The sequence below is a fragment of the Sphingobacterium sp. genome (assembly GCF_032065005.1).
In the GTDB taxonomy this organism is placed as follows: domain Bacteria; phylum Bacteroidota; class Bacteroidia; order Sphingobacteriales; family Sphingobacteriaceae; genus Sphingobacterium.
The window spans coordinates 110,702-136,486 of sequence record NZ_DAMBMM010000003.1 but is presented as its reverse complement, the minus strand read 5'-3'; the positions used below and the strand labels follow the sequence as shown (position 1 = coordinate 136,486).

The window sequence follows — 25,785 nt, the reverse complement described above, 5'->3', positions numbered from 1 at the left end:
AAATGCCAAGGTGGACTTGCGAAGGTCTCCCATCTCACATCTCCCCATCCCTAACTCCTTTGCTTTGAGGGAGATTCTGTACGCTTGATTTTCCTGTATATAAATTGTATATAAGGCAAAATTGCCTTGTATACGCTTTGTCATTCTATATTTTCTTGCTTTAAGGGCTTTATCCTGACCTTTATCCCATCATTAGAAAATAGAAATAGATTAATTATTAAACTCATAAAAATAGCTCATGATGAAGAAGAATTTTAGTTGGATAGCCATTGTATTATCGGTTTTGATTTTTTCTGCCTGTACAGGACAAAAGGGAGATATGACCAAAGATCCTAAATATGCGGATATTGCTAACAATATTTTCATTACCAAAGAACCCCTATATTACTATCATTACACCCACTCTGATGGCGGAAAATCTGGATATTTTCTTTCTGCAGAGAACAGTATGCCGAATGCGGAACTGAAATCTGAAATCCCAGTAGGCGGACATGTCAAGATTTCAAAAGTATTGGAAGTTCCTCAACAAGACGGGAATGTGCAGGTCATGGTACAGGGTGAAGTGATCAATGCAGGACAGGCAGGGATGGAATACATGGCTATTTATGAAGATATCAAGCCGGCATTAAGGATAAACGAGTAGATTTTTTACGGTCAATAATTTATTATAATTGGCTTTTATAGACTAATAATGAGAGAAGAAGCGCGATTTTCGCGCTTTTTTTATTGAGATAAGGTTGAAATTTTCTAACCTTACCTTCATTTAAGGAGATTTATATCGGATTCTTTGGCATTCCAATTATTAATGCCTTACATTTGTGCAGTTTACCCTCCCAATAAGATTTTATTGTCTGGATTTACGCCTTGATTTTTAATGATTTGCTTACAGCAATTTAATTTATTTGTCAGTTTATGCCAAAACAATCTTTCTCATACGATCAATCGAAAACATCTTACCCAATCCTACTTGCTATTGCCATTGCCCATCTTTCCAATGATTTGATCCAGGCGATTATTCCCGCTTCATATCCGTTATTGAAAGAAAACTTTCACCTGAGCTTTGCGCAGATTGGTGTGATTACTTTCTGTTTCCAATTGTCATCCTCTTTATTGCAGCCGGTTGTGGGCGCATATACAGATAAGCATCCCAAACCTTATTCCCAACTGATCGGCATGATGTTCAGTATCATTGGAGTTATCGCATTAGCCTATTCCAATAACTATTATTCGGTCTTGTTTTCGGTAACCATGGTTGGTATTGGTTCTTCCATTTTTCATCCTGAATCTTCTCGGGTGGCTTTTTTATCGTCTGGAGGGAAAAGGAGCTTGGCGCAGTCCATTTTTCAGATCGGAGGAAATACAGGCTCTGCATTGGCTCCCTTATTACTTGCCATGTTTGTCGTTCCGCATGGTCAACGTTATATTCTATGGTTTTTATTGGTTGGTGTATTTGCTCAGATCGTCCTTTCCTACATTGCAGTTTGGTACAAGCAGGTCCTGACTGCCGTAAAGGGGCAGACCAAAAAAATGGTCAAATTGCCTGACCTATCGGATGCTACGATCAACTTTTCCATCTTTATCCTTTTACTGTTGATCTTTTCTAAATACGTCTATATTGCGAGCATTACCAGTTATCTCCAATTTTATCTGATGGAAAAATTTGCCATCAGCGATGTACAGTCACAGGTATATCTATTTTATTTCTTGATAGCTATTGCTTTGGGAACCCTGTTTGGAGGCTTCTTAGGAGATTATTTGGGCAGGAAATATATCATTTGGTTTTCCGTTCTTGGCTGTGCGCCATTCAGTCTGTTGTTGCCTTTCGCGAGCCTTTTCTGGTCCGGCATATTGGTCTTTATCATAGGTTTGATCATGGCTTCTGCCTTTCCTTCTATCTTAGTCTATGCACAGGAACTCTTACCGAGAAAATTAGGGATGGTTTCGGGACTTTTTTATGGATTTGCATTCGGAATGGGAGGGATTGGAGCAGCAATCCTTGGATATTGGGCCGATCATACCTCACTGGAAAACATCTACTTGGTGTGTTCGTATCTGCCATTAATCGGCATAACGGCGTATTTCCTTCCTAATATGAAAAAAGTGAAGTTTAAGGAATCACTGAATTAACTGGGCGATCCAAACTGTAGCACCGCCACATTCAGGATCTTCAATGCTATGCTGGACTAGGCTGAATTGATGTGCCGACAATAATTCCATATAGCGTTCCGGAGATAAGGAAGCGTGGAATAATGCTTGGCTGAAATTTTCGCTCCAAGCTTCAGACTGCTCATTTCCAGAGGTAAACATCAATATTCCGTTTGGTTCAAGATGTTCTTGGAAAATGTTGAACATTTTTTCTTGATCCTTAGCCTCCAGATGGAAGAAACTGTGCCAAGCAATGATGGCATGAAACTTTTGATCAAGGTGCAATTGGCGCATATCCATCAATAGGAATTTATCTTCAGGAAAGTTTTTTCTGGCTATAGCCAGCATTTTTTCACTGGCATCTACGCCAAGCAGTTTAAATCCCCTTTTTTTGAAATACTCGAAAATCGGTTTCCCAGAGCCACATCCCAGATCTAATATTTTCCCTGCTTTGGGTATCAACGAACAGATCGTTTCCAGGTATTTTTCTTCCATCAGGTTCTGGCTTCTATTTTCATAGAAGCTTTCCCCAATGATATCATATACCTTAAATACGTCTTTCCGCTCTTTATCCGACATCCTTGTGCTAATAAAAAGTTAAATTGATTTTTGTATAGCCTAATCCTTCTAATAATGGGCGCAATACATGCGTAGCGTTGTTTTTGGTCTGTTCCAAAATATCAGACTTCTTAACCTGATTGGTGATTTCTTGCTCCGCAGCTTTAAATGCTTCATCTACCAAGGTTGCCTCCCTAAAAAAGGCCATTTTAGTATCATACACTTTTGAAGCTTTATGGTCTATTTTTACATAACAGATCTCTGGTTTCGGTAAACTGATGGTCACTGAATCATCGATGACCTTTACATCCTCTGCTTTCAGTTTTCCCAAGTCAATACAACCAACCGCATCCGCTTTGATGATCAGCAAAACACTGGCATCGGGAAGATAAGCTGTCATGTTCTTATGCTCCACGACATCGCTCAAGCGATATTTTACAAGTTCCAGTTTACCCATTGACTCGATTTTCTCCACTAATATCTGGTGATTGGTCTCTTTAGATGGGGCCGGCTTTATCCTTTCCCATACAAACCAAGTGATTCCAATGATCAAACCTAGAACGATTAATACTTTCAATATCTTTGTCATAACCTGCTGTTCTCAAAATATAGACCATTCTACAAAATTAATGTCAAGAAACTGTAATGCTATCGTTATGACTTGATTAGTAACCATTTAATTACAATTCCCTAATCTAATTACCCAAAAACATGACATAATGTTTGTCAATTTTATATATTTCTGTTAAACGGATTTAGCATGACAGCCTAGATTTTGTTATTTTTATGTAATCCAATTTTTGAATCGATGAAAAGCGATATCCAACATGATTTAGGACTAAAATTTAAAAATTTACTCTGCATTGGTTTTATCCTAAGTGGATTGCTTTTTTCGCATGGCCTTTCCGCCCAAACCATCTATAGTCTCGATCAGGTGCCTAGTCCAAAATCTAAAGGGCAGGATTACTTCGTCAGTGACCCTGATGGGATTTTGGGGAGCTATACAGTCAGTTTACTGGATAGTATATCCTTAGATATAGAAAAACAGACAGGAGCAGAATACGCCATTGTGCTTGTCAATGATTATCAATCGGATGATGATTTCCAATTTGCCTTTGATTTGTTCACTAAATGGGGGATAGGAAACAAACAAGCCAATAATGGTCTATTGCTGTTCATTGCCAAAGAAAAGCGTCAATACAGGTTTATTTCTGGCTATGGAATGGAAAGGATCTTTCCTGATATCTACCTTAAGCAGGTAGGTGAAAAATATCTGGTTCCCAATTTTAAAGACGGTAATTATGAAATCGGACTGCTACAGGCCAGTGAATTTATATCCAAAATCCTAAAATCACCTAATTCGCTGGAAGAATTAAAATCCATGATGCCCGAGGCTCTACCATTTTTTAGTCTTCAAAATCCGTATTTCAAAAACAGTCTTTTAGTGATAGGTTTTTTTTTGCTCCTATACATCTATATACATTTAATAGGTAAACGGTTAAAAACTGACAAGCAAAAATTAAAGCCCATAGCTCCGTTTTTCTATGGATTAGGCTGTATGGGATTCTTAATGTTTGTTTCTATTTTCATCTTCGCATTTATATTTAAAAACTTCGAACAAGTCTATCAGGTAAAGAATACGCCATATTTCTTGTTTGTTTTTGGGGGGGTGGTCCTGTGGATGAAGATCCATGATACCCAAGAAGCTATCAAAAAGAGCTTTGTAGATGAGAAAGAAAAGGGGATAGCGCTTAAAAAATTTGCGGGATTGACTATTATTCCCTCCCTCTTAGCCCCTTTAACACTATTTAATATGGGTGGCATCCTGTTCCGACTGAATAAATATAAACATCGTTATGATCCACCCGATAGCTCTGGCGATTGGGAAAGAATTGTAAGAACCTCCAAAAAGGCTGAAACTGGCCAGTATTTGAACAAAGGGCAAATAAAGGAAGAAAAGATTGGGTCACGTCGATATGAGATTTGGAAAAACAATAAATCCCAAGAGATCAAGTTAGTTCCATGGGATGTCAACAAAAGGCTTTATGAATGTCCGGAATGTCATTTTTATACGCTGGAGAAAGATAAAGAAAAGGTCATCAAGAAAGCAACCTATACGAGCTCTGGTGAAGGTGAAAAGATCGACAAATGCGAAAACTGTGATTACATGATCATATTGGGCACTTATATCATCCCAAAATTAGAAAGGAGTTCAGGGGGTAGTGGTTCATCGGGTGGAGGCGCTGGCGGATCCTCTGGTGGTGGTGGTTCCTTTGGTGGTGGTTCATCAGGAGGAGGTGGAGCTGGCGGACGCTGGTAGCCTGCACTCTTCTTGAGCTAATTTTTTATTGTTAAAAGGCTGATGGATGAAATAATAGAAAAGAGAACCTAAAAAATAACAGAGTGCATCAACTATATCAGCAGTATTGTAATCTGTGATTCTTGGACTTAGGTATTCGAAGAAAATGGATGTCATGAAAGACAATGCCAATAGCTGCCATAAGGGAAATGAAAATCCCTTTTTTAAGTCTAATAAATATATTCCTACACAAAAGGCAAAATGGGCGATCAGGGGAACAAAAACAAAATCTGTAAGCCAATTATTGATATAGGGTATAGGATACCCTGACAACCTGCTGTACCTCACGAAGATCCAAGCAAGACAATATCCTATAAAATAGGGGTTCAGTAAAAAAATCCTTAGTGAGCAAAGGATACGGCTATTAGCATGGATAGCAGACCACATGTCATCAAAATTAAAAACATAATCCAACCTAATTTTTTTCTCCGCCTCTGTCCCGGACTGTCTTCCGGATCATAGGGAAAGATAGTATCCTTGATCTCATCCAAATGCCTTTGGAAGAAATTTTTCTGCTTGTTCTTCATAAATCGTTTCTAAAAGGCAAATTTAGCTATCATAATCCATCTTTTGTAATCTTCTGCATTTAATCCCTCAACTTGCTGGATCTTATCCAGATTATCTAAAACCATAAGTCCTCAAGCCTGTTGTATATATAGATAATAAGCAGTATTTCACAATTTTAATTAAAAAAACCTATGGCATTAAAAGATATAATTCAGTCGTTGACAGAAAAAAATGAATCTCCAAGTATAACACTTTCGTTTAATACCTATAGAACCTTTCCTGATAGTGAGAAAAACCCTATCATAATCAAAAATCTTATTAAGGAAGCTGAAAGTAGATTACTTGAAGAATATGGAAAGAGAGATATTCCAGAGATCCTAGAAAAACTGGAAGCATTGCCAGAAACGGTATCTTCCCAAAAGTTAATGGATAGCTTGCATGTATTTATTTCCAAGGAGGTTGATGAAATGGTCGTTTCACCATGGCCGGTAGATAATGACGCTGTCTTTATTGATGATTCCTTTGCTGTTAAGCCTTTGATCAAGGCATTGAATAGAACTAAAGAATATATGATATTGACCATCGCCCAAGGTGGTGCACATCTGTTTGAAGCATTAAACGATGGGGTTGAAAAAGAAATCGTAAATGATGATTTCCCGTTTGATGCCAATCCTTTGGAAGTTACAGGTTCAGACAACAATAAAGTTGAAAACCGTTTGAAAGAATATTTCAATCAAATCGATAAAGCAGTTGTTGAGGTCCATAATGCAAATGATCTGGATGTTGTGGTTATCTCCACGGAGCCCAATTATGCGATGCTCATGGAGGTCGCCGATATTCCAAAGATGTACGTAGCCCATGATAACATGAACTATGATGCTTCAGAACCTGATAAGATGGCGAAGCAGGCCTTCGAAAGCATTAAGGACCTGCAAAAAGAAGAACGTTCCAATGCTATTGGCGACTTGAAGCAAGCCGTATCCTCTGGTCAGGTATTGACCGACCTTCAAGATATTTATCAAGCAGCCATAGACGGCAGAGGAGAGTTACTTATGGTACAGCAAGATTATGAGCAACCCGTTAAGATGACGTCTGATCGTACTTTTGACTTGGCGGATGATGCAAAAGAAGCTGGCGTTGTCGATGATGTTGTCTCCAATATCGCTTGGAATGTCCTTTCAAAAGGAGGGAAGGCCTATTTTACAGGGCAAGAAGAGCTTAACGATTTAGGCCAGATTGTGCTCAAGGTACGTTATTAGTGTTCTAAAATAATAATATCTTAAGGCTGTCTATTTGTTTAGTCAGCCTTTTCTTTATTAATGAATTTCCAATAATAATGGCTGTGATATCCGGAACTTATCAATCAAAAATGGAGCAGAAGTTTCGAGACATATTCGAGGCATGTTCGGGACATATTGCGAAAATTCCGAATTTGTCTCGAATATGGTCAAATTAAAGGTAATGAATGAAGGTTTAACTTAATTAAACATAAAAAAGAAGCTGGTCGAAATTGCTCTCGACCAGCTTTGCTATATTCTATTATTGGGAATAATCGTTTCTATTTAACGAGATCACTTTGGTAAAGTTTGCTATGGATTTCTTTCAATTCATTCGCAGGGATCTTCATTACTTTTCGGTCATATGTCATCAATCCGTTGGTTTCTACCTCCACATCCGTGGTCTGTGTGTATACCCCCGCTGATAATCCTTTAGGGATTAATTTGCTTAGGTCAGAAACTACCTCTTGATATCTTTTCTTCAACTCATCCGCATTTTTGAAAGACTGGTAACCCCAATTGTCCTTTTGTTGCCAAGTATGGCCTTCTACCGGTAAGCCCAAACCACCATATTCACCCAATACCAATACATATTTGTCGCCGAACAGTTCAGCTCTTGGCATTGCAGCATCTGGATAATTGTGGATGTCAAAGATATGTCCCGGTGCATCGAAATTACCGCCGGATGCTCCGTTCACCAATCTGGAAGGATCGTTTTGAATGGTCCAGTCCACAATCTCTTTGGATTTAAATTGCCCCCATGCCTCATTGAAAGGTACCCATACTACGATGGAAGGGAAGTTATGCAAATGGGACATGATGGCTTTCCATTCTTTTTTATAGATGGCCTCTGATTCAGGAGTACGGTCTTTGTCATGTTTTCCAATCCTGATCTTTCCAGGGTTCATATCCCAGATATTGCCTCCAAGGTCACCGCTTGGCATATCTTGCCATACCAGTACACCGATGCTATCGCAGTGTCTGTACCATCTAGCAGGTTCTACCTTAATATGTTTTCTGATCATATTGAATCCCATTTCCTTGGTTTTCTCCACATCAAAGCGTAAAGCCTCATCCGAAGGGGCCGTGTGTAGACCATCTGGCCACCAACCTTGGTCTAATGGACCGTAATGGAAGACAAACTTATCGTTCAGGTACATTCTTTGGATGCCATTGGCATCTTTCTTTACACTGATCTTACGCATGGCAAAGTAGGAGTTGGCTTCATCGACAACTTTTCCTTTTCTTAATACCTTAACCTTCAGGTCATATAGTTTTGGTGAGTCAGGAGACCATAATTGAGGGTTGTTGATTTTTAATTGGGTTTCCTCACCAGCATTTGCTTTTGCTTCTCCAATTTTGTTATTGTTATCAAAAGCCTCTACCAAGATCTCGTCACCAGCTTTTGCTGAAGATAGTTCAGCGGAGAATTTCAAAACTGAATTGTCTACATCCGGAGTCTGCTTAGTGCTTACGATATGCGTTTCAGGTACGGATTCCAACCATACGGTTTGCCAAATTCCGGAAACTGGCGTGTACCAAATCCCATGTGGGTTGTTGATCTGTTTACCCCTAGGTTGTGGACCATCCGAGGTAGGGTCCCAAACGCGGATAGCAATATCTTGGGTCTTTCCTTTTTTGATTGCCTTTGTAATGTCAATGCTGAAAGGATCAAAACCACCTTGATGATTTCCTACATGCTGTCCATTTACATAGATATCGCATTCCCAATCAACAGCGCCAAAATGCAACAGGACCTGGCCTTTGTTCAATTTTTTGTCAATACTGATTTTATTGTTGTACCAAAGGGCATCATCTTTCGTTACCGGCTTGGCAACACCCGAAAGGGCTGATTCTACAGCGAAAGGTACCAAAATATCACCATCCCAAGAGCTAGGGATGTCTTTTTGGTCTTTATTGGTAATCTTATATTTCCATAAACCATTCAGGTTCTGCCAATTGTTCTTTCGTTCGAGTTGTGGCCTTGGATACTCTCTGTGCGCATTTTGAGGGGTTACCTGTTCCGCCCATGGAGTAAGGATTTTATCGCGGACCGGCGCCCAGTTCTGAGCATTTCCCTCCGTGATAGAAGCGGCAATTAAGCATGCAATTGCAATTGTTTTCTTCATCATATTCTTGTTTGTTAATGTTTTCGTGGTTTAGATGCGGGTCTCATTGGCAAAGGTTTTGGTTGTGCCGATAAGACTCCCTTAAGTTTAATAAATGCTGGATGATCTTCTCTCCAAATATTTTCAGTTTCTACCAGTCCATTATTATAGTGGTAGAGTTCATATTGTGGATCCTCAGTTCCTTGAAAATTCTGCCAAGAAATCAGTCGATAGTCTTTGTCCCGAATGGCCCTTCCAAGTTTTCCATCTCTTGGAAAACAATGGTACACGGTTTCCCTTACGCTTCCATTTCCAGAAAGCAGCATACTTGCATAGCTTATCCCGTCTATAGGTTGTTTCGCTTCTTTTAGGTCCAGGCCGCTCATGGCTGCCAAGGTAGGATAGATGTCAACTGTTTCAATCAATTCCTCGCTGTGTCCTGTTTTTTGCATAGCAGGATGTTTGATCAGCAAGGGGATACGATTGGCTAATTCATAGTTTACATGTTTCGTCCACATGCCCATTTCACCTAATAGGTAACCATGGTCTCCCCAAATTACGACAATTGTGTTTTTGTCCAAGCCTGTCCTTTGTAAATGTTTTAATACTTTCCCAATTTGAGCATCTACATAGCTGACCCCTGCATAATAACCATGGATTAAGGTCTTGGTTAAAGCTGGTGGAAACGGATCGCTGTCTTTTGCGGAAGGCACCTGGGCATATTGGGATATTTCCCCATCTCTTTTTACCGCCCAAGAAGGTGCGTTCTTTGGATTGTTCTCTATGCTTGGAAACGGTAGTTCCTCCTGATCATATAGGTCCCAGTATTTCTTTGGGACCGTAAAGGGTAGGTGAGGCCTTGCAAAACCAACGGCCAAGAAAAAAGCCTGTTTGCTGGCTTTTAGGTTGTCCATTCGTGCTATTGCTTCGTTGGCTACCCTGCCATCGGCGTAGGCATCATCTGCTACATCCAGTTTTTCCCAAGCAGAACCTTTTTCCAGTTGATTGGCATATTCCCAACTTTTATTGGCGAATAATGCTTCTTCCCTGGTTTCCTTATTATGGTCTTTGGCAGCATATTCGATCACCTTGTCATGCCAATGGTTCACTGACCAAGATTGCTCGTCATTGTAGGTATTATGGCCAACATGGAATACCTTCCCAATGGCTGCTGTATAATAACCATTGTTCTTATACAATTCTGGGAGGGTCGTAGCATCGGGATAAAATTCCCGAAATGCCCTCCCAAAATCATATAATCCGGTAGATGTAGACCTTGAACCTAAGAGTAGGTTATATCTTGAGGCTACGCATACAGCCTGATTGCTATAGGCTCTTTCAAAGACCATGGCATTTTTGGACCATTGGTCAATATTTGGACTGATTGCAGCTTTATCGCCGTATGCACCCAATGTTGGACGTAGATCATCCACTAGGATCATCAATACATTATAAGGCTTTTCTTGCGCTTGGCAAAAGCTTAATAAGGTAAGGACAATGAGGGTTATACGGCTTAAAATCTGCATTTCCAATTATTTAACCTGATGTATGTTAGCGTCGTAAATAGCTTCAGTGATACCATTGATTTTAGCGGCAACCCTCGCAAATAGGATTGGATTCGATTGCAATTCCGGACCGATATCCACGGTCAAGGTCACATTTCCGTTCGAATCCCCCGATTTATTCGCTCTCTTCAGAAAATGACCTAAGTCGACAAACTTGGTCTTACCAACCAATAGATTGATGTCATCCAAGGTTTTGCTAGGATCAAGTTTCTCTACATTGAAGGTTGCAGTTAGGTTGTTGCCGTTCAATTGGTATTTGATATCCTTGAGGTCATAATAAAGCTCTACAGGGAAGTCAATAGTGGTGTTACCATTTAACTGCACGGTCATGGTATCTGTCTTGGATTTCCAAGGTCCATTTCCAGGAACCGTGATCAATTTATAGGTACCGTTGAAAAGCGCTGCTGAGAAGGAACCGTCTTGGGTGACAAAAACATCAATTGGGTTTTTAAGGGCGTATCCATCTTGCCATAACTGTAGGCGGACGGAATTGTTGGAACCCCTCACACCCACTGCTGCACCCTTATAGGTCACTTTGCCTGTCAAGTTTGCATTTGGGGCGTCGTAATTATCCTTTCCGCAGGAAAAGAGTAGGGCTAGGCTTAGGAATATTCCGATGGCTAATATGTTTATTCTTTTCATTGTCTTATTGATAAGGGTTACGGACTAATTTTGGATTTCTATCGATCCAACCTTGGTCGATAAAGTTGTAATAATTTTGGAACCTAAAATATCGAGGGTACATCACGTGACTAGATTTACGCTTTTCAAAAACCCACTTACCATGATTTGCAGTTCCAGGTGCATACACTTTGTATGGAAACAGGACATACATGGTAGCCTTAGGATTGTCCTGCTGGCCGTTCCAAACGGTATGTGCCAATCTCCATCTTTTCAGATCCCAATAGCGGTGATCCTCGAATGCTAACTCAACCCTTCTTTCCTGAACAATGTCATTAAAGGTTACCGTAGTTAATTTTTGGATTCCTGCACGGTCTCGCAATTGGTTAATAAATCCAGCAACTTCGGTTTGAGGTTTGTTTAGTTCCAGAGCAGACTCGGCAGCGATCAATATGATCTCTCCCAATCTAAAGCGCACAAACCACATATCGCTACCACGACCACGGGTTGAAGCATCCCTGTTTTCTTCCAAAAATTTACGGATATTGAATCCAGATTTATTGACAAATTGATCATTGGAAGTAGTAGGTCCATCCATGCTGGTAATCAAACCATAGGGAGCTTCTGATTTTCCAGGTTCAGCTGTTTTTATTTTCCAAGTACCACCTTCCAAATACCTTACACCGGCTTGATAAGTAATGGTTGAACCCAAGAAATCGGCACCTGAGTATATGATGGTCCCATATAACCTTGGATCTTTTTTGGCAAAGACATCTGATGGATTATTGTAATAGATGAAATCACCGGCACCGTTGGTCAATTTTAATGCGCCATTACGGTCATCTGTATATTCAAAATCCTCTACTAAGTTCAATACAGGGGTAATGATATTGGCATCAATATCTCCGCGTACGGAAGAGGCGATGATATTGTTGGTGTACTGATGGGTTTGCCCAGGATATTTATAATCTCTAGCCCAGATCACCTCCGTGCTGCCTTTACTGCTTACAGCCTCGTAGAAATTTCTTCCTTTGTCAGCATTTTTATTGTACAGTTCATAAGGACTGTTTTGTAAGATATCCTTTGCAGTTTCATAGGCGAGGGTGTAATATTTTGGTGCTTCCGCAACAGGTATGCCTACTTCGCCACCGCTAGTCTTCACCTCTGGGGTCTTGAAATTGTATTTTGCAATAGATCCTGCATATAAGGCGGCCCTGGCTTTCAAGGACAGAGCAGCCCATTTATTGGCTCTAGCAGAATTGGTATTCTTGGCATCGGACAATAAGCTGCTGATTTCAGTACATTCCTTTATGATATAATCATAGATCTCTTTTTCGGTAGAGCGTGGATATTGCAGGGTCGTAATATCGATTCCTGCCTGGTAATCAAATACCTCATCATTGATGATCGGTACACCGCCAAGTCCTCGTGCCATATTGAAGTAAGTCCATGCCCTCAGAAAGCGAGCTTCACCCTCGAAATTATCCTGTGTGGTTTCACTGAAAGATGATTTCCTTACCCCATTGATAAATAAGTTGAGGTCCCTGAGCAGGGTATAGTCATACACACGCCAAAGTGCATCACCATAATCTTGCATATTGTTGGGTCCTCCAGAAGAGAAGGCCGCTTCATCCAGCATTGCCATACTGCCTGTATTCGCGATATGTTGCCCCCAACTTACTCTTCCGTAATAATTGGCCAATACGGAAGCAACCATTTTCTCATCTGAATAGACCTGTTGATCAGTTAGGATGGATTCAGACTCTCTGTCCAAAAACTTGGAACAGGACGCAGTACCTGCCAATAATGCTGCTGATAGTATATAAATTTTAAATTTCTTCATGACTAAAAAGTTAGGTTTAATCCCACATTGATAACTCGGTTGGTAGGGTATTGGATTCCAGACTCGGAGGTGATTTCTGGGTCAATTTTCATCTCGCCCAAATTATCAATGCTGAATACGTTCTGCATCATGGAATACACACGTATGTTTCTGAATCCCCATCGTTCTGTCATTTTACTTGGCAAAGTATAGCCTACTTGAAGGTTCCTTAATTTTAGGTAGGTCACGTTCATGACCCAAAAGTCACTGTGCCAATAGTTACTGTGGTTTTGGTTACCTCTGATCAGTGTCGGGAACTTTCCTGGAATCAGGTCGCTGTTTGGATCCGTGATATCGCTCAACATCCATTGGTTTTCCATGTAATATCCAGCGTTGTTACCACCATCATGAAACGGTAGCATACCTTCCCAGTTTGCGCGGTAAGATGCAAAAGATGCACCGGTAAAATCCGCAGCCAGGTCAAAACCCTTGTATCCAAGACCAAGGTTAACGGCAAAGTTCAAGTAAGGTAATCCACCTTGCCTATAACCGATTGGTCGCTGATCTAGTCCGTTGATAACCTTATCGCCATTGACATCATTGTATTTAATGTCTCCTGGACGAAGGCTGGTATTGCCTTGGCCATCATTGTCCACATCATAATTACGGATCTCATCCCAGCTTTGGAATTGTCCAAGGGACTCATAGCCCCAGTTCAAGAAGGCATAACGGTTTAGGATTGACCCTCTATATTGATCCCAAGCATTTCCAAATCTTGGTTTATATTGTTCACCATCAATCTGTCTAGCAAATGTGAAGTTACCTCCAATATTATATCTGAAGTCTTGAAGGGTGCTGCTCCACATAATACTTCCATCCATACCACGGTGGATATCAGAATTCAGGTTTTCATAAGGCAAGCCAAAGCCCACCTCTGTAGGTAAGAGCACATCATATCGAGATGCTGGTAAACCAGTTCTTTTGCGGTTAAAGTAATCTAATGAACCAGATAATTTACCACCGAATAGGGCAAAGTCAACACCCACATCGAAGGTATTTGCTCTGATCCATGATAAGGTAGTTACAGGTAAACCGCGTGGTTGTGCACCTACTACATAGTTTCCATTGATCACCGAGCCACCTTGTTTGTAGGTGTATCCTGGCATAAAGCCAAATGCGAAATAGTTCCAAGGATCTAGGTTGTCATCACCCAAGACACCATAAGATGCGCGGACCTTGAAATCGGTGAATTTGGAGCCGAAATTAGATTCTTTCCAGAAATTCTCTTGGGAAATTCTCCAACCTGCAGAAACTGATGGGAACAATCCCCAACGGTTGTTTTCTGGGAACTTCCAAGAACCATCATAACGAGCCGATAATTCCAAGAGATATTTTTGGGCAAAATCATAGTTGATACGGCCTGCAAAACCTGCTCTAGCTTGTGTGTCATTACCGAAATCATCAAATTGGTCCATCGTTTGGAAATACATCAATGATAGTGCATTTGATGCAGGTCTATCATGGGCCCAGAATCTTGGGGTATCTCTTTGTATGGCTTCAGCAGCAAATACGCCGGCAATGGTATGTTCTCCAAAGGTGCGGTTATAGTTCAAGGTTCCTTGGTAACTCAATTCTTCGATCATTCGGATATCACGCTCACGCCATGGATTGTCCATGCTGAAGACTACTGGATAGGTGTCCGTCGCTTCATCATAGCCATAAAGTTTATAGGTATATTCTTGGTTATCCATCCAGCGGTTTGCTAAATAATAGCCCATTAAACCTGTAAATTTCAAATGGTCGTTAATTTTGTATTCTGCATTGAAATTCAATTGCATCACACGCCATGTATCCCTAAATTCACCAGAAAGATCATAGTTCAACATCGCGAAGTTTGTTTCGGTATTGGCAGCTGTCCTTGCTGGGTACAGTGGGTTATCATTGGCATATGGCCTTGCGGTAGGTAAGTTTCTATAGATTGCAAACAAAGCCTGCCAGGTATCATCACCACCTGGAACACCTGGTTGTCTACGTTTCTCTATACGGCCATTCAAGTTACCGCCAATCTTCAATCTTTCCGAAACATTGGCCTCTAGGTTCAATTGAACATTGGTTCTTTTGAAACCACCATAATTTTTGATGATCGATTGCTGGTCCAAGTGGCCGGCACTTAGGTAGTAGTTGATTTTTTCAGAACCACCTGATACGCTTCCGGACAGGTATTTTTGGGGGCTTGTTTCCAAGATATAATCATACCAGTCCCATGGTCGGTATCCTTTTTCCGTTCCTTGTTCCCATTTTGCTAGATCATCTGGCGTATACTGAGGGTTGGGGATACCCAAGATGGCGTCAGATTGGATATAACTTTTTACATAGGTGGCTGCACTTGCAGGTCTAGGGAATCTAAACATGCTCTGCCAGCCGTAATATGAGTTGATATTAAATTCATTTTTATCACCACGAGATCCTTTTTTCGTCGTTACCACGACAACTCCATTCGCCGCTCGTACACCATAAATGGCTGCGGAAGCATCTTTTAGAACCGAGATACTCTCGATATCATTAAAGTCTAGGTTGTTGAATTGTCCTTCATCTTTCTGTACTCCGTCGATAACATATAGTGGAGTTCCCATGTTACGGATATTGATACTGGTTGATGCACCGGGACGACCATCAGGCATCCGGCTATTTACACCGGCGATCTTTCCGACCATGGCTCCAGAAGTTGTTGCAGCGACCGATCTTGCGATATCTTTGGAAGTAACGGTTGAAATCGCTCCGGTTAAGGATTCTTTCTTCTGTGTACCATAACCAACAACAACGATCTCCTCAAGGTTATCATCTGAAGCCTGTAAGCTGATTGCCATATTGTTGCTCGCTGGAAGCTCTTGGGTAACATAGCCAATGTTTCTAAAAACAATGGTTTCGTTGGCTGAAGTAACAGTGACGGTGAAATTTCCCTGTTCATCAGTTACGGTGCCAGCATTTGGTCTTGATTTGGGGAATACAGTTACACCTTGTAATGGTTCACCTTGTTGATTGCGAACAGTACCTTTTACTTCCTGTTGCTGTAATGCTGAAGAACGAAAGGTAACTGGATGAGCATGAACAAACATAGGAACCAATGGCATCGATAAGCCCAAAAGCAATAAATACCGAATGTGCAAAGAGTTTAGATTTCTTTTTTTCATTGGAAGATTGGTTAGTATATAATTGATACTCAAATTTAAAGAGGGGGCCTTTCATTAAATTGACTAATTATCTCAATTTATAGCCATTTTGTATCAAAGCCTGTTACAAGTGCCTTAATACTGATGCTTAGTGTTTCTTTATCGGGAAAATTGTTATTTTGTCCTTATTAAACCTATCTGATGAGAAACCTATTGATATCTGTAGTCCTTTTGATTTCCTTGCTTAGTAGGGTTTGGGGCCAGGTGTTTAATTTTGATCATCTCAATATTACCGAAGGATTGTCCAATAATGCGGTCTTGTGCAGTACCCAGGATAAAAATGGATTTCTCTGGTTCGGCACAAAGGACGGACTGAATAGGTTTGATGGATATACCTTTAAAAAGTATTTCAGTGATATTGAAGCAAGGAATGGCCTAGCCAGCAATTATATTACCTGCCTGTTGGTCGACCAGTATAATGTCCTATGGGTAGGAACGGATAATGGACTGTATAAATTCCATGCAAAAACGGAAACCTTCAAACTGGTGCCTGGCACTGAAATGAAAGAAATCATTGAGATGCAGCATGATGGAAAGGAGAATTTATGGTTCCTTTCAAGCTATAAACTCTTTAAATTGAATTCCAAAGGATTGGAACTTAAAGCTGAACCTCATTTTTCAGATATCAACGTGACTGCCTTGACAAAGAATTCGAAGAATGAGGTCTGGGCTGCAGGTCACCAAAGCCTTTTCTCTGTTGATGGGAAGAACAATATTGCATTCTGGGTAAATAAGGAGAGGTTCCTGAATGTAGAATCCATTGCCTTTGAACATGATGACAAAATCTGGATCGGGACACAACATAATGGCTTGATATCTCTGGATTTAAAGTCTAAGGTCCTTGCACAGGTAATTCCTTTTGTAAAAAATGGAACTAGGTTGTTTGTTCGGGATATCAAAAAAATAAATACCCATGAATTATGGATAGCCTCAGAATCAGGATTGGTTGTGTTGGATACCAGGGACAATGCATGGCGAGTCTTTTGCCATGAGCGGGATAATCCTTGGTCGCTTTCGGATAATGCAGCCTATAGTATATTAAAGGACCATCAGGGTGGGGTATGGATCGGAACCTATTTTGGAGGGCTCAATTATTTCCATCATAAACACAATCTGTTTGAAAGAACATTTCCGATGGAGAATCCTAATTCGATCTCTGGAAATGCAGTCCGTGAAATAAGACAGGATAAAAATGGGAATCTTTGGATAGGAACGGAAGATAATGGCTTGAATTTCTGGGATAAGCGTAATAATAGCTTCATCCACTTTTCTACCAAGAATGGTCTGTCGCATAATAATATTCATGGACTGGAAATCGTGGGTGACAGCCTTTTGGTTGGAACATTCAATAATGGTCTGGATATAATCAATATCAACAGCAAAAAGATCATTGCACATTATAACCAAGAAAATACCCAATCGGAATTAGGATCCAATTTCGTCATGAGTACCTACAAAACTAAAAATGGAAGAGTATTCTTTACGACTCCAAATGGTTTATATGAGTTTTTCCCTGGAAAGGATAGGTTCCGATTAGTGGATGCCGTTCCTGATTCCATATTTTTCACTTCGATGCTGGAAGATCGAATGGGTAGGATTTGGTTGACCACTTGGCGAGATGGGGTATATTTAGTTGATCCAGATTTGAAGTCAAGTCAGGTTTTTAAGCATGATTGGGATAATCAGTCGAGTATCAACAGCAATAGGACCAATAGAATTCAACAGGATTCAGAAGGGAAAATTTGGATCGCTACGGAGAATGGACTAACCATCTGTTCGGAAGATAACAAGATCGTTAAGCGTTTCACCAAATCGGATGGGCTGCCCAGTAATCTAATCCTGTCCATGCAGGAGGATTCGAATAAAAATATGTGGCTGTCCAGTACCAATGGATTGATCAGTATAGATATTAATACGTATGTGTTAAGTGTTTATAATAAGGAGTTTGGTTTGTCCAATCTACAGTTTAACTACAACTCCATGTTTAAGGATAAGGAAGGTAATCTATACTTTGGTTCCACCAATGGATTGATTAAATTTCATCCTGATTCCCTTCTTAGGGAAAGGAATTCCGAAACTAAGGTCCCTATCTATTTTACATTTGCCCGATCATCCAAAAGGAACCTAGAGGTCAATTATGAATATGGTCAGAAGTTTACGAAGCTGAACTATGATAAGGTTTTACTGGATTATGATGAGTCTACGATTCAATTTGATTTTGCCGCTTTGAACTATGTGGACGCCGCATCTACTTCCTATTTATATAAGTTGAAAGGTTTTGATTCAGATTGGGTGTTGTCCAAAGAAAACAAAGCGTATTACACCAAATTGCCTTCTGGGGAATATCAATTGCTGGTCAAAGCTCTTGATAGCCAAGGAAGGATAATTTCTGATGAGATTGCGATTCCAATTGAAGTTCGCAAACCCTTTTGGGCAAGCGGATTGGCATTTGCCGTATATGCGATAATCCTTATTCTACTGGTCTTTTTTATCTATCAATATTTTGATAACCAGATTAAGGAGCGAAACCGCAGGCATCTGATGGAAATCAATGCTAATCGAGAAAGGAGATTGTATCAAGCAAAATTGGATTTCTTTACGCAGGTTGCCCATGATATCAAGACGCCGCTGACCTTAATCAAAGGGCCACTGGAAAAGCTCGTTGACAATAAAAATTTAGGGGAGGATAGGACAGATAGACTCTTGACGACCATGCAGAAGAATACGGAAAAGCTGGTCAGGCTGACCAATAGCATATTGGACTTCCGAAAGGTAGAGACCGATGAAAAACAGTTGAACCTTACGGTATGCAATATTTCCGAGTTTATCACGGAGTTTATAAAAGACTATCAGACTTCCTTTCAGGTTGAAGGCATTGTATTGACACAAGATATTAAACCAGGCATAATTGGAAAGATTGATGAGGATATGATCAGTAAGATAGTGGAAAATCTTTTTTCGAATGCACTTAAGTACGCTGATAAAATGGTAGATATCCATTTGATTGATGATGATAAGTTGAATTATTGGATATTGGAGCTAAAAAATGATGGACATATATTGAATAGAAGGGAAGTGGACCTGTTATTTAAACCATTCCATCGATCGAATCAGCACAGTCAAATTGAAGGTTCCGGATTAGGATTGGCATTGGCACATTCTTTCGCCTTGCTACATTCGGGTGACCTAAGGTATGTAGAGAATTCCGAAAATTTAAATATATTCGTTCTCGCTATTCCTAAAAACCTTTAATAGAATGTCACAAGAATTAGAAGTCCGCAAAATAATTCTATTGGTAGATGATCATCAAGAGATCTTGGATTTTTTGACAGATGATCTATGTGATGACTATGATATCGTGCAGGCTCATGATGGATATCTGGCTTTAGAGGTCCTTCAAAAACAACATATCGACTTAATCGTGTCGGATGTGATGATGCCAAAGCTGGATGGCTTTGAGCTCTGTGCGCAGGTCAAAAGAAACCAGAATTATAAGCATATCCCTTTTATCATCCTAACAGCGAAAAACAGCCTTCAGGCAAAAATTGAAGGTTTGGAGTATGGCGCTGATGCCTATATCGAGAAACCATTTTCACCTTCATTCCTTCAGGCACAGATCAGGAGCCTGTTGAAAAACAGGATGTTTGTGAAAGAACATTATGCACAACAGCAAGATCCTGATGAATTGTTGTTGCATACTAGCATTGAGGAAGATTTTATGGACAAGTTACAGCAACTGATCGTGGACCATATCGATGATACTTCCTTATGTGTAGAGTTCCTGGCGGATAAATTGAACATCAGTAGACCTACCTTGTATAGAAAGATCAAGCAAACCTCCAATTTATCTCCGAATGAATTGATAAACAACCTTCGGCTGAAGAAGGCCTCACAATTGTTAAACAGTGGATCCTATAAGGTTTATGAGATATCCAATATGGTTGGATTCAGTTCGAGTTCCCATTTTATCCGGAATTTTCAGAAGCATTTTGGCTATAGTCCAAAAGAATGGGAGGCTAGGTTCCAGCAAGAGAAGCTGGTGAAGTTCAGGTTTAATTAATACTCTCCAAAAAAAGAAACTGGCCGACAGAATTGCCAACCAGTTTGCATCGCTAATTTAAAAAAAAATTATAGGTAGAGTGTTTCTTTGTTATTCCTCTTCACCCTTGAGCATTTTGTTCCAATACAGGTGCGGTAATAAATATTTTTTCAATAACCAAAGGCGCCAATGCTCTTTACTGCTGTCCTTGATCAGCATCTGTTTCAATTTGGGGTCTGGCGTAAATTCATTTTTATAGTTAAACTCTGCGAGCACCATCTTTCCATATCCTGTTACGAGTGGACATGAAGAATACCCTTCATAGGATTTGTTGTCTGCCGCTTGTAGTTTGATCAACTTTAAGAGGTTGTCAACAACTACAGGAACTTGTTTTCTTATTGCGGCTCCAGTTTTTGCAGTAGGCAAGGCGGCCACATCACCAAGTCCGAAGATATTGGCGAATCTTTTATGTTGCATACTGTTGATGTCTACATCCAACCAACCGGCATCATTGACCAATACAGAGTCTTTGACAAATTTGGGAGCTGTTTGGGGTGGCGCCAAATGCAGGAGGTCAAAAGGTATTTCAATTAATTGTTCCATTTGTTGTGGAACTTCATCGGAGTCGCCCTTGTTGATCACACATTCGTTATCCTTAGGATCTGAGCTCTTGAAAGTGATGATTCTTTTATCTGAATCTATTTTTATTGGGGCATAGAAGGGTTTAAAATTGATGTTGTACCGATCGATGACCTTCATCAGTGTTTCCGCGATGACCTTTACCCCGAATATTACTGATCCCGGAGTGGCAAATGTTACATTTACATGGTCAGCTAAATTATTTCTCTTGAAATAGTCACATGCCAGGTACATTATTTTCTGTGGAGCGCCGCCACATTTAATGGGGGTTGTCGGTTGGGTAAAGACTGCATTGCCACCTTTAAAATTTTGTATGCATTTCCAGGTATAGTTTGGATCGATGTAATTGGAGCAGGCCACGCCTCTGTCAATAGCCTCTTGCAGCCCTTCGATTAGGCTGAGGTCGTTGACCAATCCGCAGGCAACAATCAAGAAATCATATTCAAGAACCTCTCCGTTGTCCAGTTGAATGCTGTTTTTTTCAGGAGAGAAGGCAATTACGGCTCGCTTGATCCAAGTGCAACCTTCGGGGATCAAGTCTTTCATGGGTCTAACAGTTTTATCAAAATCATAGGCTCCAGCTCCTACTAATGTCCATGCCGGTTGATAATAGTGCTTTTTGGCTGGGTCAATAATAGCAATTTCTAAATTTGGGTCTTTTTTGAGCAGTTGGGCGGCAGTCATAATGCCTGCCGTACCAGCACCGATGATGATGATTTTATAATGAACGTCCATAAGTCTAAATATTGGTTAGTATAAAGTTAACATTATGAAAACCTTGGCTTTGTAACTTTAGTTACTAAAGAGAAATACTTCTTACCATACATCAATGCACAACTATACGGATTTAGTCACCTTTGTATAACAGTTAAACAAAAGCAAATAATTAAGGTATAAATAGAAAGGAATATTAAGATGAACAATAAAGTATTAGGGTTACACCACATAACAGCCATCGCTAATTTGGCACAAAGAAACTACGATTTCTACACCAATACCCTTGGGTTAAGAATGGTAAAGAAAACTGTGAATTTTGATGATCCAGGAACTTATCACTTCTATTATGGAGATGAAAAAGGGAATGCTGGAACCATCCTTACCTTTTTCCCTTGGGAAGGCATTGGCAAAGGTAGAACCGGCGGTGGTATGGCAACAGAAATTGCCTATTCGATTCCTGAAGGAAGTTTAGAGTTCTGGAAAGAACGCTTTGGGAAAAACAATGTATTGACCGGAGATGCTGTTGAGCGTTTTGGAGAGTTGTATCTTCCATTTTTGGATCCTGATGGATTGAATCTATCATTGGTTGTTCCAAAAGATGCTGATCACAGAACAGGCTGGACTACTGAACAAGTAGGTAAAGAGGTAGCTACTAAAGGTTTTCATAACAGCACTTTAACCTTGAGGGATGTAGAGCCAACAGGAAAGGTTTTAACCGATTTGTTGGATTACGAACAGATTGCCCAAGAAGGTAATCGTTACAGATTCAAAAGCAAAAATATAGATACTGCAAATATCATTGACATTTTGGTTGATGAAAACGCTCCACGAGGAATCAATACCGCGGGAACTAATCACCACATCGCATTCCGTGTGAAGGATGATGTAGATCAAATGGAATTACGTGAAAAAATCATGTCAGCTGGTTTACAGATTACTCCTCAAATCGATAGAGATTATTTCCACTCCTTGTACTTCCGTGAACCAGGAGGTGTATTGTTCGAAATCGCTACTGAAAACCCTGGATTTGATGTAGATGAGCCATTGGCTGAGTTAGGTAATTCATTAAAATTGCCAAAACAATATGAGCCTCAACGTTCAGCAATTGAGAAAGTGTTGCCGGTATTGAAATAAGTTATTTGTTGAGGTGGATGATTGTCATCTACCTCAACATTAAATTGTTAAGTCATTAAATTTAAATAATAAGATTATGTCAAAAATATATCAAAGTGGAAATGTTAATGATCCAAAGAAAGCCTTGATCATGATTCATGGTAGAGGTGGTTCTGCTCAAGATATCATGGGGCTAGCTGAATATTTAAAAGTCGATAATTATTTATTGTTAGGGCCTGAAGCTGATCAGAATACCTGGTACCCACATTCGTTTATTGCGCCTATTATTTCAAATCAGCCAAATTTGGACATCGCTCTTGAATTAATTGCTGAAGCAGTGCAAATTGCCAATGGAAAAGGAATTGAAAACGAAAACATTTATTTCTTGGGCTTCTCCCAAGGGGCTTGTTTGACTTTGGAGTATACGAGTAGAAATGCAAAAAAATATGGAGGTGTTGTTGCTTTTACTGGCGGTCTGATTGGTGAAAAGCTGCATGCTGACCATTATGCCGGTGATTTTGAAGGTACAAACGTGTTTATCGGAACTTCGGACCCTGACTTTCATGTTCCAGTGGAACGGGTGCAGGAAAGCACTAAGCTGATGCGCAGCTTAGGAGCACAGGTAGAAGAGAAAATATATCCGAATATGGGGCATACGATCTCTCAAGATGAAATCAAGATCGTCAATGAAACAATCTTTAAATAAGTCTATTCTCTATTTTTAATAATAAAACCCCTGAGGTCTTGGACCAAAGGGGTTTTTCACTTAATAAACTATACTATACAATTTTCTTTTAGTAGGGATTCGTGATCTTGACGTATTTCAAGATGGAATGCATCTGTTTTTTTAGTTCTGGATTGTTTTTAGGGTAACTGTACTCAAATTCTAATATTTTTTCAGGATTATAGAAAGCGTAGGCCTTACCCTGGATTTCATTGCCAGATTCCTTCTCTTCATAATATAATTTCTTGTGGAAGTATTCATAATGAGCGAAATCCTTGTATTTCTTTTCAAAGTCTTCAAAGTTCAAGGTGCTAGTTGCTATTTTGGTACTGAATTTTGCCGTACCGCTATTATGGCTTGCAGAATATTGATAGATTTCATCAGTTGAGGATTGTTCTTCTTTAAAATCGGTATCTAAGGTTTTAAGAAAAACTGTCGGTATGAAGTAGTTCACTGCATAAATTCCTTGAAATGGATCTTTCCAAAAGGTGCCATTGTTGTCATTTGGATTAAGGTCTTTAATTTGGGCATTTGTCCACTCCGGGACATTTAATGCAAGGGCTGTGTTGACTTCTTTCAGTTTGTTTAATGTGGCGAGCGTGTCTTGTCCGACTAATGGAACAGCGACTTCAAAAGCAAGGTTGTTTTTTTGATAAAAACCCAATAAATAAGTTTTTGCACTGTTCGAGCCCCAATACAAGCCATTTTTAGTATCCTGACCCTTGCTGTGGACAGAAGTTTCCATTAAGCCACCATGGTAGGTACTATATATGGCATCCTTTCCTTCAAACATGGGGTCTCCAGACTCTATGTTGCTATCATTTAAGAAAAGCTCATCATTATTGTACATCAATGCCGCATTGACAAATAGGTCACCCCATTGCGGATCTTGGAACAATACCGTTTCAATCTGATAAATATGTCCAGCATCAGAATCGGAATAGTTCTTTATTTGTCGCTCTACACTGTTGTAGTATTTTCCTAAGAAAGGGAATACCTGTTCGGCATTGCTGAACATCACTTCATTATCTTTGCCTTTTAGTTCATTGGAAAAAGGAGCTTTTCTTAGCCAAGATTTGAGGTCTTTGTCTGTTAAGTCAGCCACTTCCTCATTCCATTGGAAATCTTTTTTAGAGCCGGTCAATGAATCACAACTCGTAAAAAATGACAGGAAAATAAACAGAGCAAGGATTATTGAAGGAGTGAAAGTAAGTTTATTTTTTTCCATTAATGCTTGATTTTACTGAAAGCTGTTGATTTCTAGCTTCCATTTGATTTTTATGTTCTGATGAAAACATGCTTTTACCTCGGGATTACAAGGTAAAAGCAGTTTTGTCCCTTTGCTGTAGAAGCTTAATCTACAAATGCATTATAGGATCTTAGAACGGATTCAGCAGCGTTATCCAATCCTCTCAGTGCGTCTTCGCTCAAAGGGGTATTCGCATCCAATTCACGTTGTGCTATCCTCATTTTTCCTAAGAAATCATTTACATCATCGTTGAACATTCCATAGGTTCTAATCTTAGGCTGAAAGTCCTTTGGAATTTCTTTGTCTTTATTTTCCTTGTAAAGCTTTTCAATATCTTGATATTGTTTTTTGAAATCAGCAGTCAATTTGCCTTGATCTTCAGTTTCAAACGCGATATTGGTGGTATTCTGCACTAATTCCAATAGTTTTTTCGACCCTACGTATTGATCTTTCAATGGATTGCCATCCAAGGTAGTTTCCTCAGCTTTCTCAGCAAGAGGTTTTAATTTAGCGAATACAGCAGTCGATGCGTCTTGGTATTTCTTGATTTCGCTTGTTGCTTTTTCTCTTAATTCAACTAATTTTTGCCCTTTGTCTTCTTTCCAATCTTCAGCAGATTTATATGAATCTACCTCTTTATTGATTTCTTTTATGGCATCAAAGCTTTCATTCATCTGATCGATAAGCGGTTTGAATTCTTTGCTCAGTCCATCTGGATAAACAAGGGATTTTAGATTGTGGACAGTAGGAGGGAACATCATGATAGGCGGGATGGTCATGAAGCCTTCCGGATTTTCCACCTTCTCTTTTACAAATTTTTCGAAACTGTCAAAGTTTTTGGCAAAAGTTTGGATGGCAGAATTTTGGGAATTATCAACTTTAACAATAGAATTGTTGAAATTAATGATTTCGCTAGCTTTGTTTTTGTCATCTTTCCCACTAAATAATCCGCCTATAGTACTTTCAGATTCACCTGATTTTGATTTGTCAGTATTGTTACAGCTCGCGAACAAGGCCATGGCCAGAAGGCTTCCTATATATATGCTTTTGTAATTCATATTGATCTGTTTATTAAGTGAATAAATGTTTTATGTATAGTTTTTGTGATCGTT

18 protein-coding genes are annotated in these 25,785 nt (G+C 39.8%); 8 read left to right on the top strand and 10 right to left on the bottom strand.

The window, feature by feature from the left end; translation table 11 throughout:
- Positions 1-238 precede the first annotated feature (238 nt).
- Positions 239-643 carry a hypothetical protein gene (locus tag RT138_RS05850; RefSeq protein WP_313189962.1) on the top strand — a complete coding sequence of 135 codons (405 nt, stop codon included), beginning with the start codon at positions 239-241 and terminating at the stop codon, positions 641-643.
- Between the two features lie 269 nt (positions 644-912).
- Positions 913-2,127 (top strand): MFS transporter, encoded by a 1,215-nt coding sequence (locus RT138_RS05845; RefSeq protein ID WP_313189961.1) that lies wholly within the window; start codon positions 913-915, stop codon positions 2,125-2,127.
- On the opposite strand, the gene RT138_RS05840 is transcribed toward RT138_RS05845, so the two are convergent.
- Together RT138_RS05840 and RT138_RS05835 are read right to left on the bottom strand one after the other, a co-directional pair.
- Positions 2,116-2,724 (bottom strand): class I SAM-dependent methyltransferase, encoded by a 609-nt coding sequence (locus RT138_RS05840; protein ID WP_313189960.1) that lies wholly within the window; start codon positions 2,722-2,724, stop codon positions 2,116-2,118. The two genes, RT138_RS05845 and RT138_RS05840, sit on opposite strands and share 12 nt — an antisense overlap.
- A gap of 7 nt (positions 2,725-2,731) precedes the next feature.
- Positions 2,732-3,292, bottom strand: a complete 561-nt coding sequence (locus RT138_RS05835) for a DUF4230 domain-containing protein (protein WP_313189959.1) — start codon at positions 3,290-3,292, stop codon at positions 2,732-2,734.
- Positions 3,293-3,511: 219 nt separating this feature from the next.
- On the opposite strand from RT138_RS05835, the gene RT138_RS05830 reads away from it, so the two are divergent.
- Together RT138_RS05830 and RT138_RS05825 are read left to right on the top strand one after the other, a co-directional pair.
- Positions 3,512-5,023, top strand: coding sequence for a TPM domain-containing protein (locus tag RT138_RS05830; protein ID WP_313189958.1), 1,512 nt, complete (start codon positions 3,512-3,514; stop codon positions 5,021-5,023).
- Between the two features lie 737 nt (positions 5,024-5,760).
- Positions 5,761-6,828, top strand: coding sequence for a hypothetical protein (locus tag RT138_RS05825; protein ID WP_313189957.1), 1,068 nt, complete (start codon positions 5,761-5,763; stop codon positions 6,826-6,828).
- Positions 6,829-7,127: 299 nt separating this feature from the next.
- Here RT138_RS05825 and RT138_RS05820 read toward each other — a convergent pair whose 3' ends face one another.
- The 5 genes from RT138_RS05820 to RT138_RS05800 are packed head-to-tail and all read right to left on the bottom strand — an operon-like array spanning position 7,128 to position 16,153.
- Positions 7,128-8,978: a sugar-binding domain-containing protein gene (locus RT138_RS05820; protein ID WP_313189956.1), complete on the bottom strand. Its 1,851-nt coding sequence runs from the start codon at positions 8,976-8,978 to the stop codon at positions 7,128-7,130.
- Positions 8,979-8,989: 11 nt separating this feature from the next.
- The gene (locus RT138_RS05815; protein WP_313189955.1) at positions 8,990-10,480 is read right to left on the bottom strand and encodes a sulfatase; all 1,491 of its coding nucleotides are present in this window, start codon (positions 10,478-10,480) and stop codon (positions 8,990-8,992) included.
- Positions 10,481-10,486: 6 nt separating this feature from the next.
- Positions 10,487-11,161 (bottom strand): DUF3823 domain-containing protein, encoded by a 675-nt coding sequence (locus RT138_RS05810; RefSeq protein ID WP_313189954.1) that lies wholly within the window; start codon positions 11,159-11,161, stop codon positions 10,487-10,489.
- 4 nt (positions 11,162-11,165) lie between these two features.
- Positions 11,166-12,983: a RagB/SusD family nutrient uptake outer membrane protein gene (locus RT138_RS05805; protein ID WP_313189953.1), complete on the bottom strand. Its 1,818-nt coding sequence runs from the start codon at positions 12,981-12,983 to the stop codon at positions 11,166-11,168.
- A 2-nt stretch (positions 12,984-12,985) separates the two neighbouring features.
- Positions 12,986-16,153, bottom strand: coding sequence for a TonB-dependent receptor (locus RT138_RS05800; RefSeq protein ID WP_313189952.1), 3,168 nt, complete (start codon positions 16,151-16,153; stop codon positions 12,986-12,988).
- A 180-nt stretch (positions 16,154-16,333) separates the two neighbouring features.
- Here RT138_RS05800 and RT138_RS05795 point away from each other — a divergent pair, with 180 nt between their 5' ends.
- Both RT138_RS05795 and RT138_RS05790 read left to right on the top strand, forming a co-directional pair.
- Complete coding sequence (locus tag RT138_RS05795; RefSeq protein WP_313189951.1) at positions 16,334-19,444, top strand: two-component regulator propeller domain-containing protein; 3,111 nt, start codon at positions 16,334-16,336, stop codon at positions 19,442-19,444.
- A gap of 4 nt (positions 19,445-19,448) precedes the next feature.
- On the top strand, positions 19,449-20,252 hold the full coding sequence (locus tag RT138_RS05790; protein ID WP_313189950.1) for a response regulator: 804 nt from the start codon (positions 19,449-19,451) through the stop codon (positions 20,250-20,252).
- A gap of 90 nt (positions 20,253-20,342) precedes the next feature.
- Here RT138_RS05790 and RT138_RS05785 read toward each other — a convergent pair whose 3' ends face one another.
- The gene (locus RT138_RS05785) at positions 20,343-21,605 is read right to left on the bottom strand and encodes an FAD/NAD(P)-binding oxidoreductase (protein ID WP_313189949.1); all 1,263 of its coding nucleotides are present in this window, start codon (positions 21,603-21,605) and stop codon (positions 20,343-20,345) included.
- Between the two features lie 180 nt (positions 21,606-21,785).
- Between RT138_RS05785 and RT138_RS05780 the strand changes: the two genes are divergently transcribed.
- Both RT138_RS05780 and RT138_RS05775 read left to right on the top strand, forming a co-directional pair.
- Positions 21,786-22,721: a ring-cleaving dioxygenase gene (locus tag RT138_RS05780; protein ID WP_313189948.1), complete on the top strand. Its 936-nt coding sequence runs from the start codon at positions 21,786-21,788 to the stop codon at positions 22,719-22,721.
- A gap of 76 nt (positions 22,722-22,797) precedes the next feature.
- Entirely contained in the window at positions 22,798-23,406 is a 609-nt protein-coding gene (locus RT138_RS05775) for a dienelactone hydrolase family protein (protein ID WP_313189947.1), read from the top strand.
- A gap of 88 nt (positions 23,407-23,494) precedes the next feature.
- Here RT138_RS05775 and RT138_RS05770 read toward each other — a convergent pair whose 3' ends face one another.
- Positions 23,495-24,652, bottom strand: coding sequence for a hypothetical protein (locus RT138_RS05770; RefSeq protein ID WP_313189946.1), 1,158 nt, complete (start codon positions 24,650-24,652; stop codon positions 23,495-23,497).
- Positions 24,653-24,777: 125 nt separating this feature from the next.
- Positions 24,778-25,731, bottom strand: a complete 954-nt coding sequence (locus tag RT138_RS05765) for a DUF3829 domain-containing protein (RefSeq protein WP_313189945.1) — start codon at positions 25,729-25,731, stop codon at positions 24,778-24,780.
- Positions 25,732-25,785: the final 54 nt, after the last annotated feature.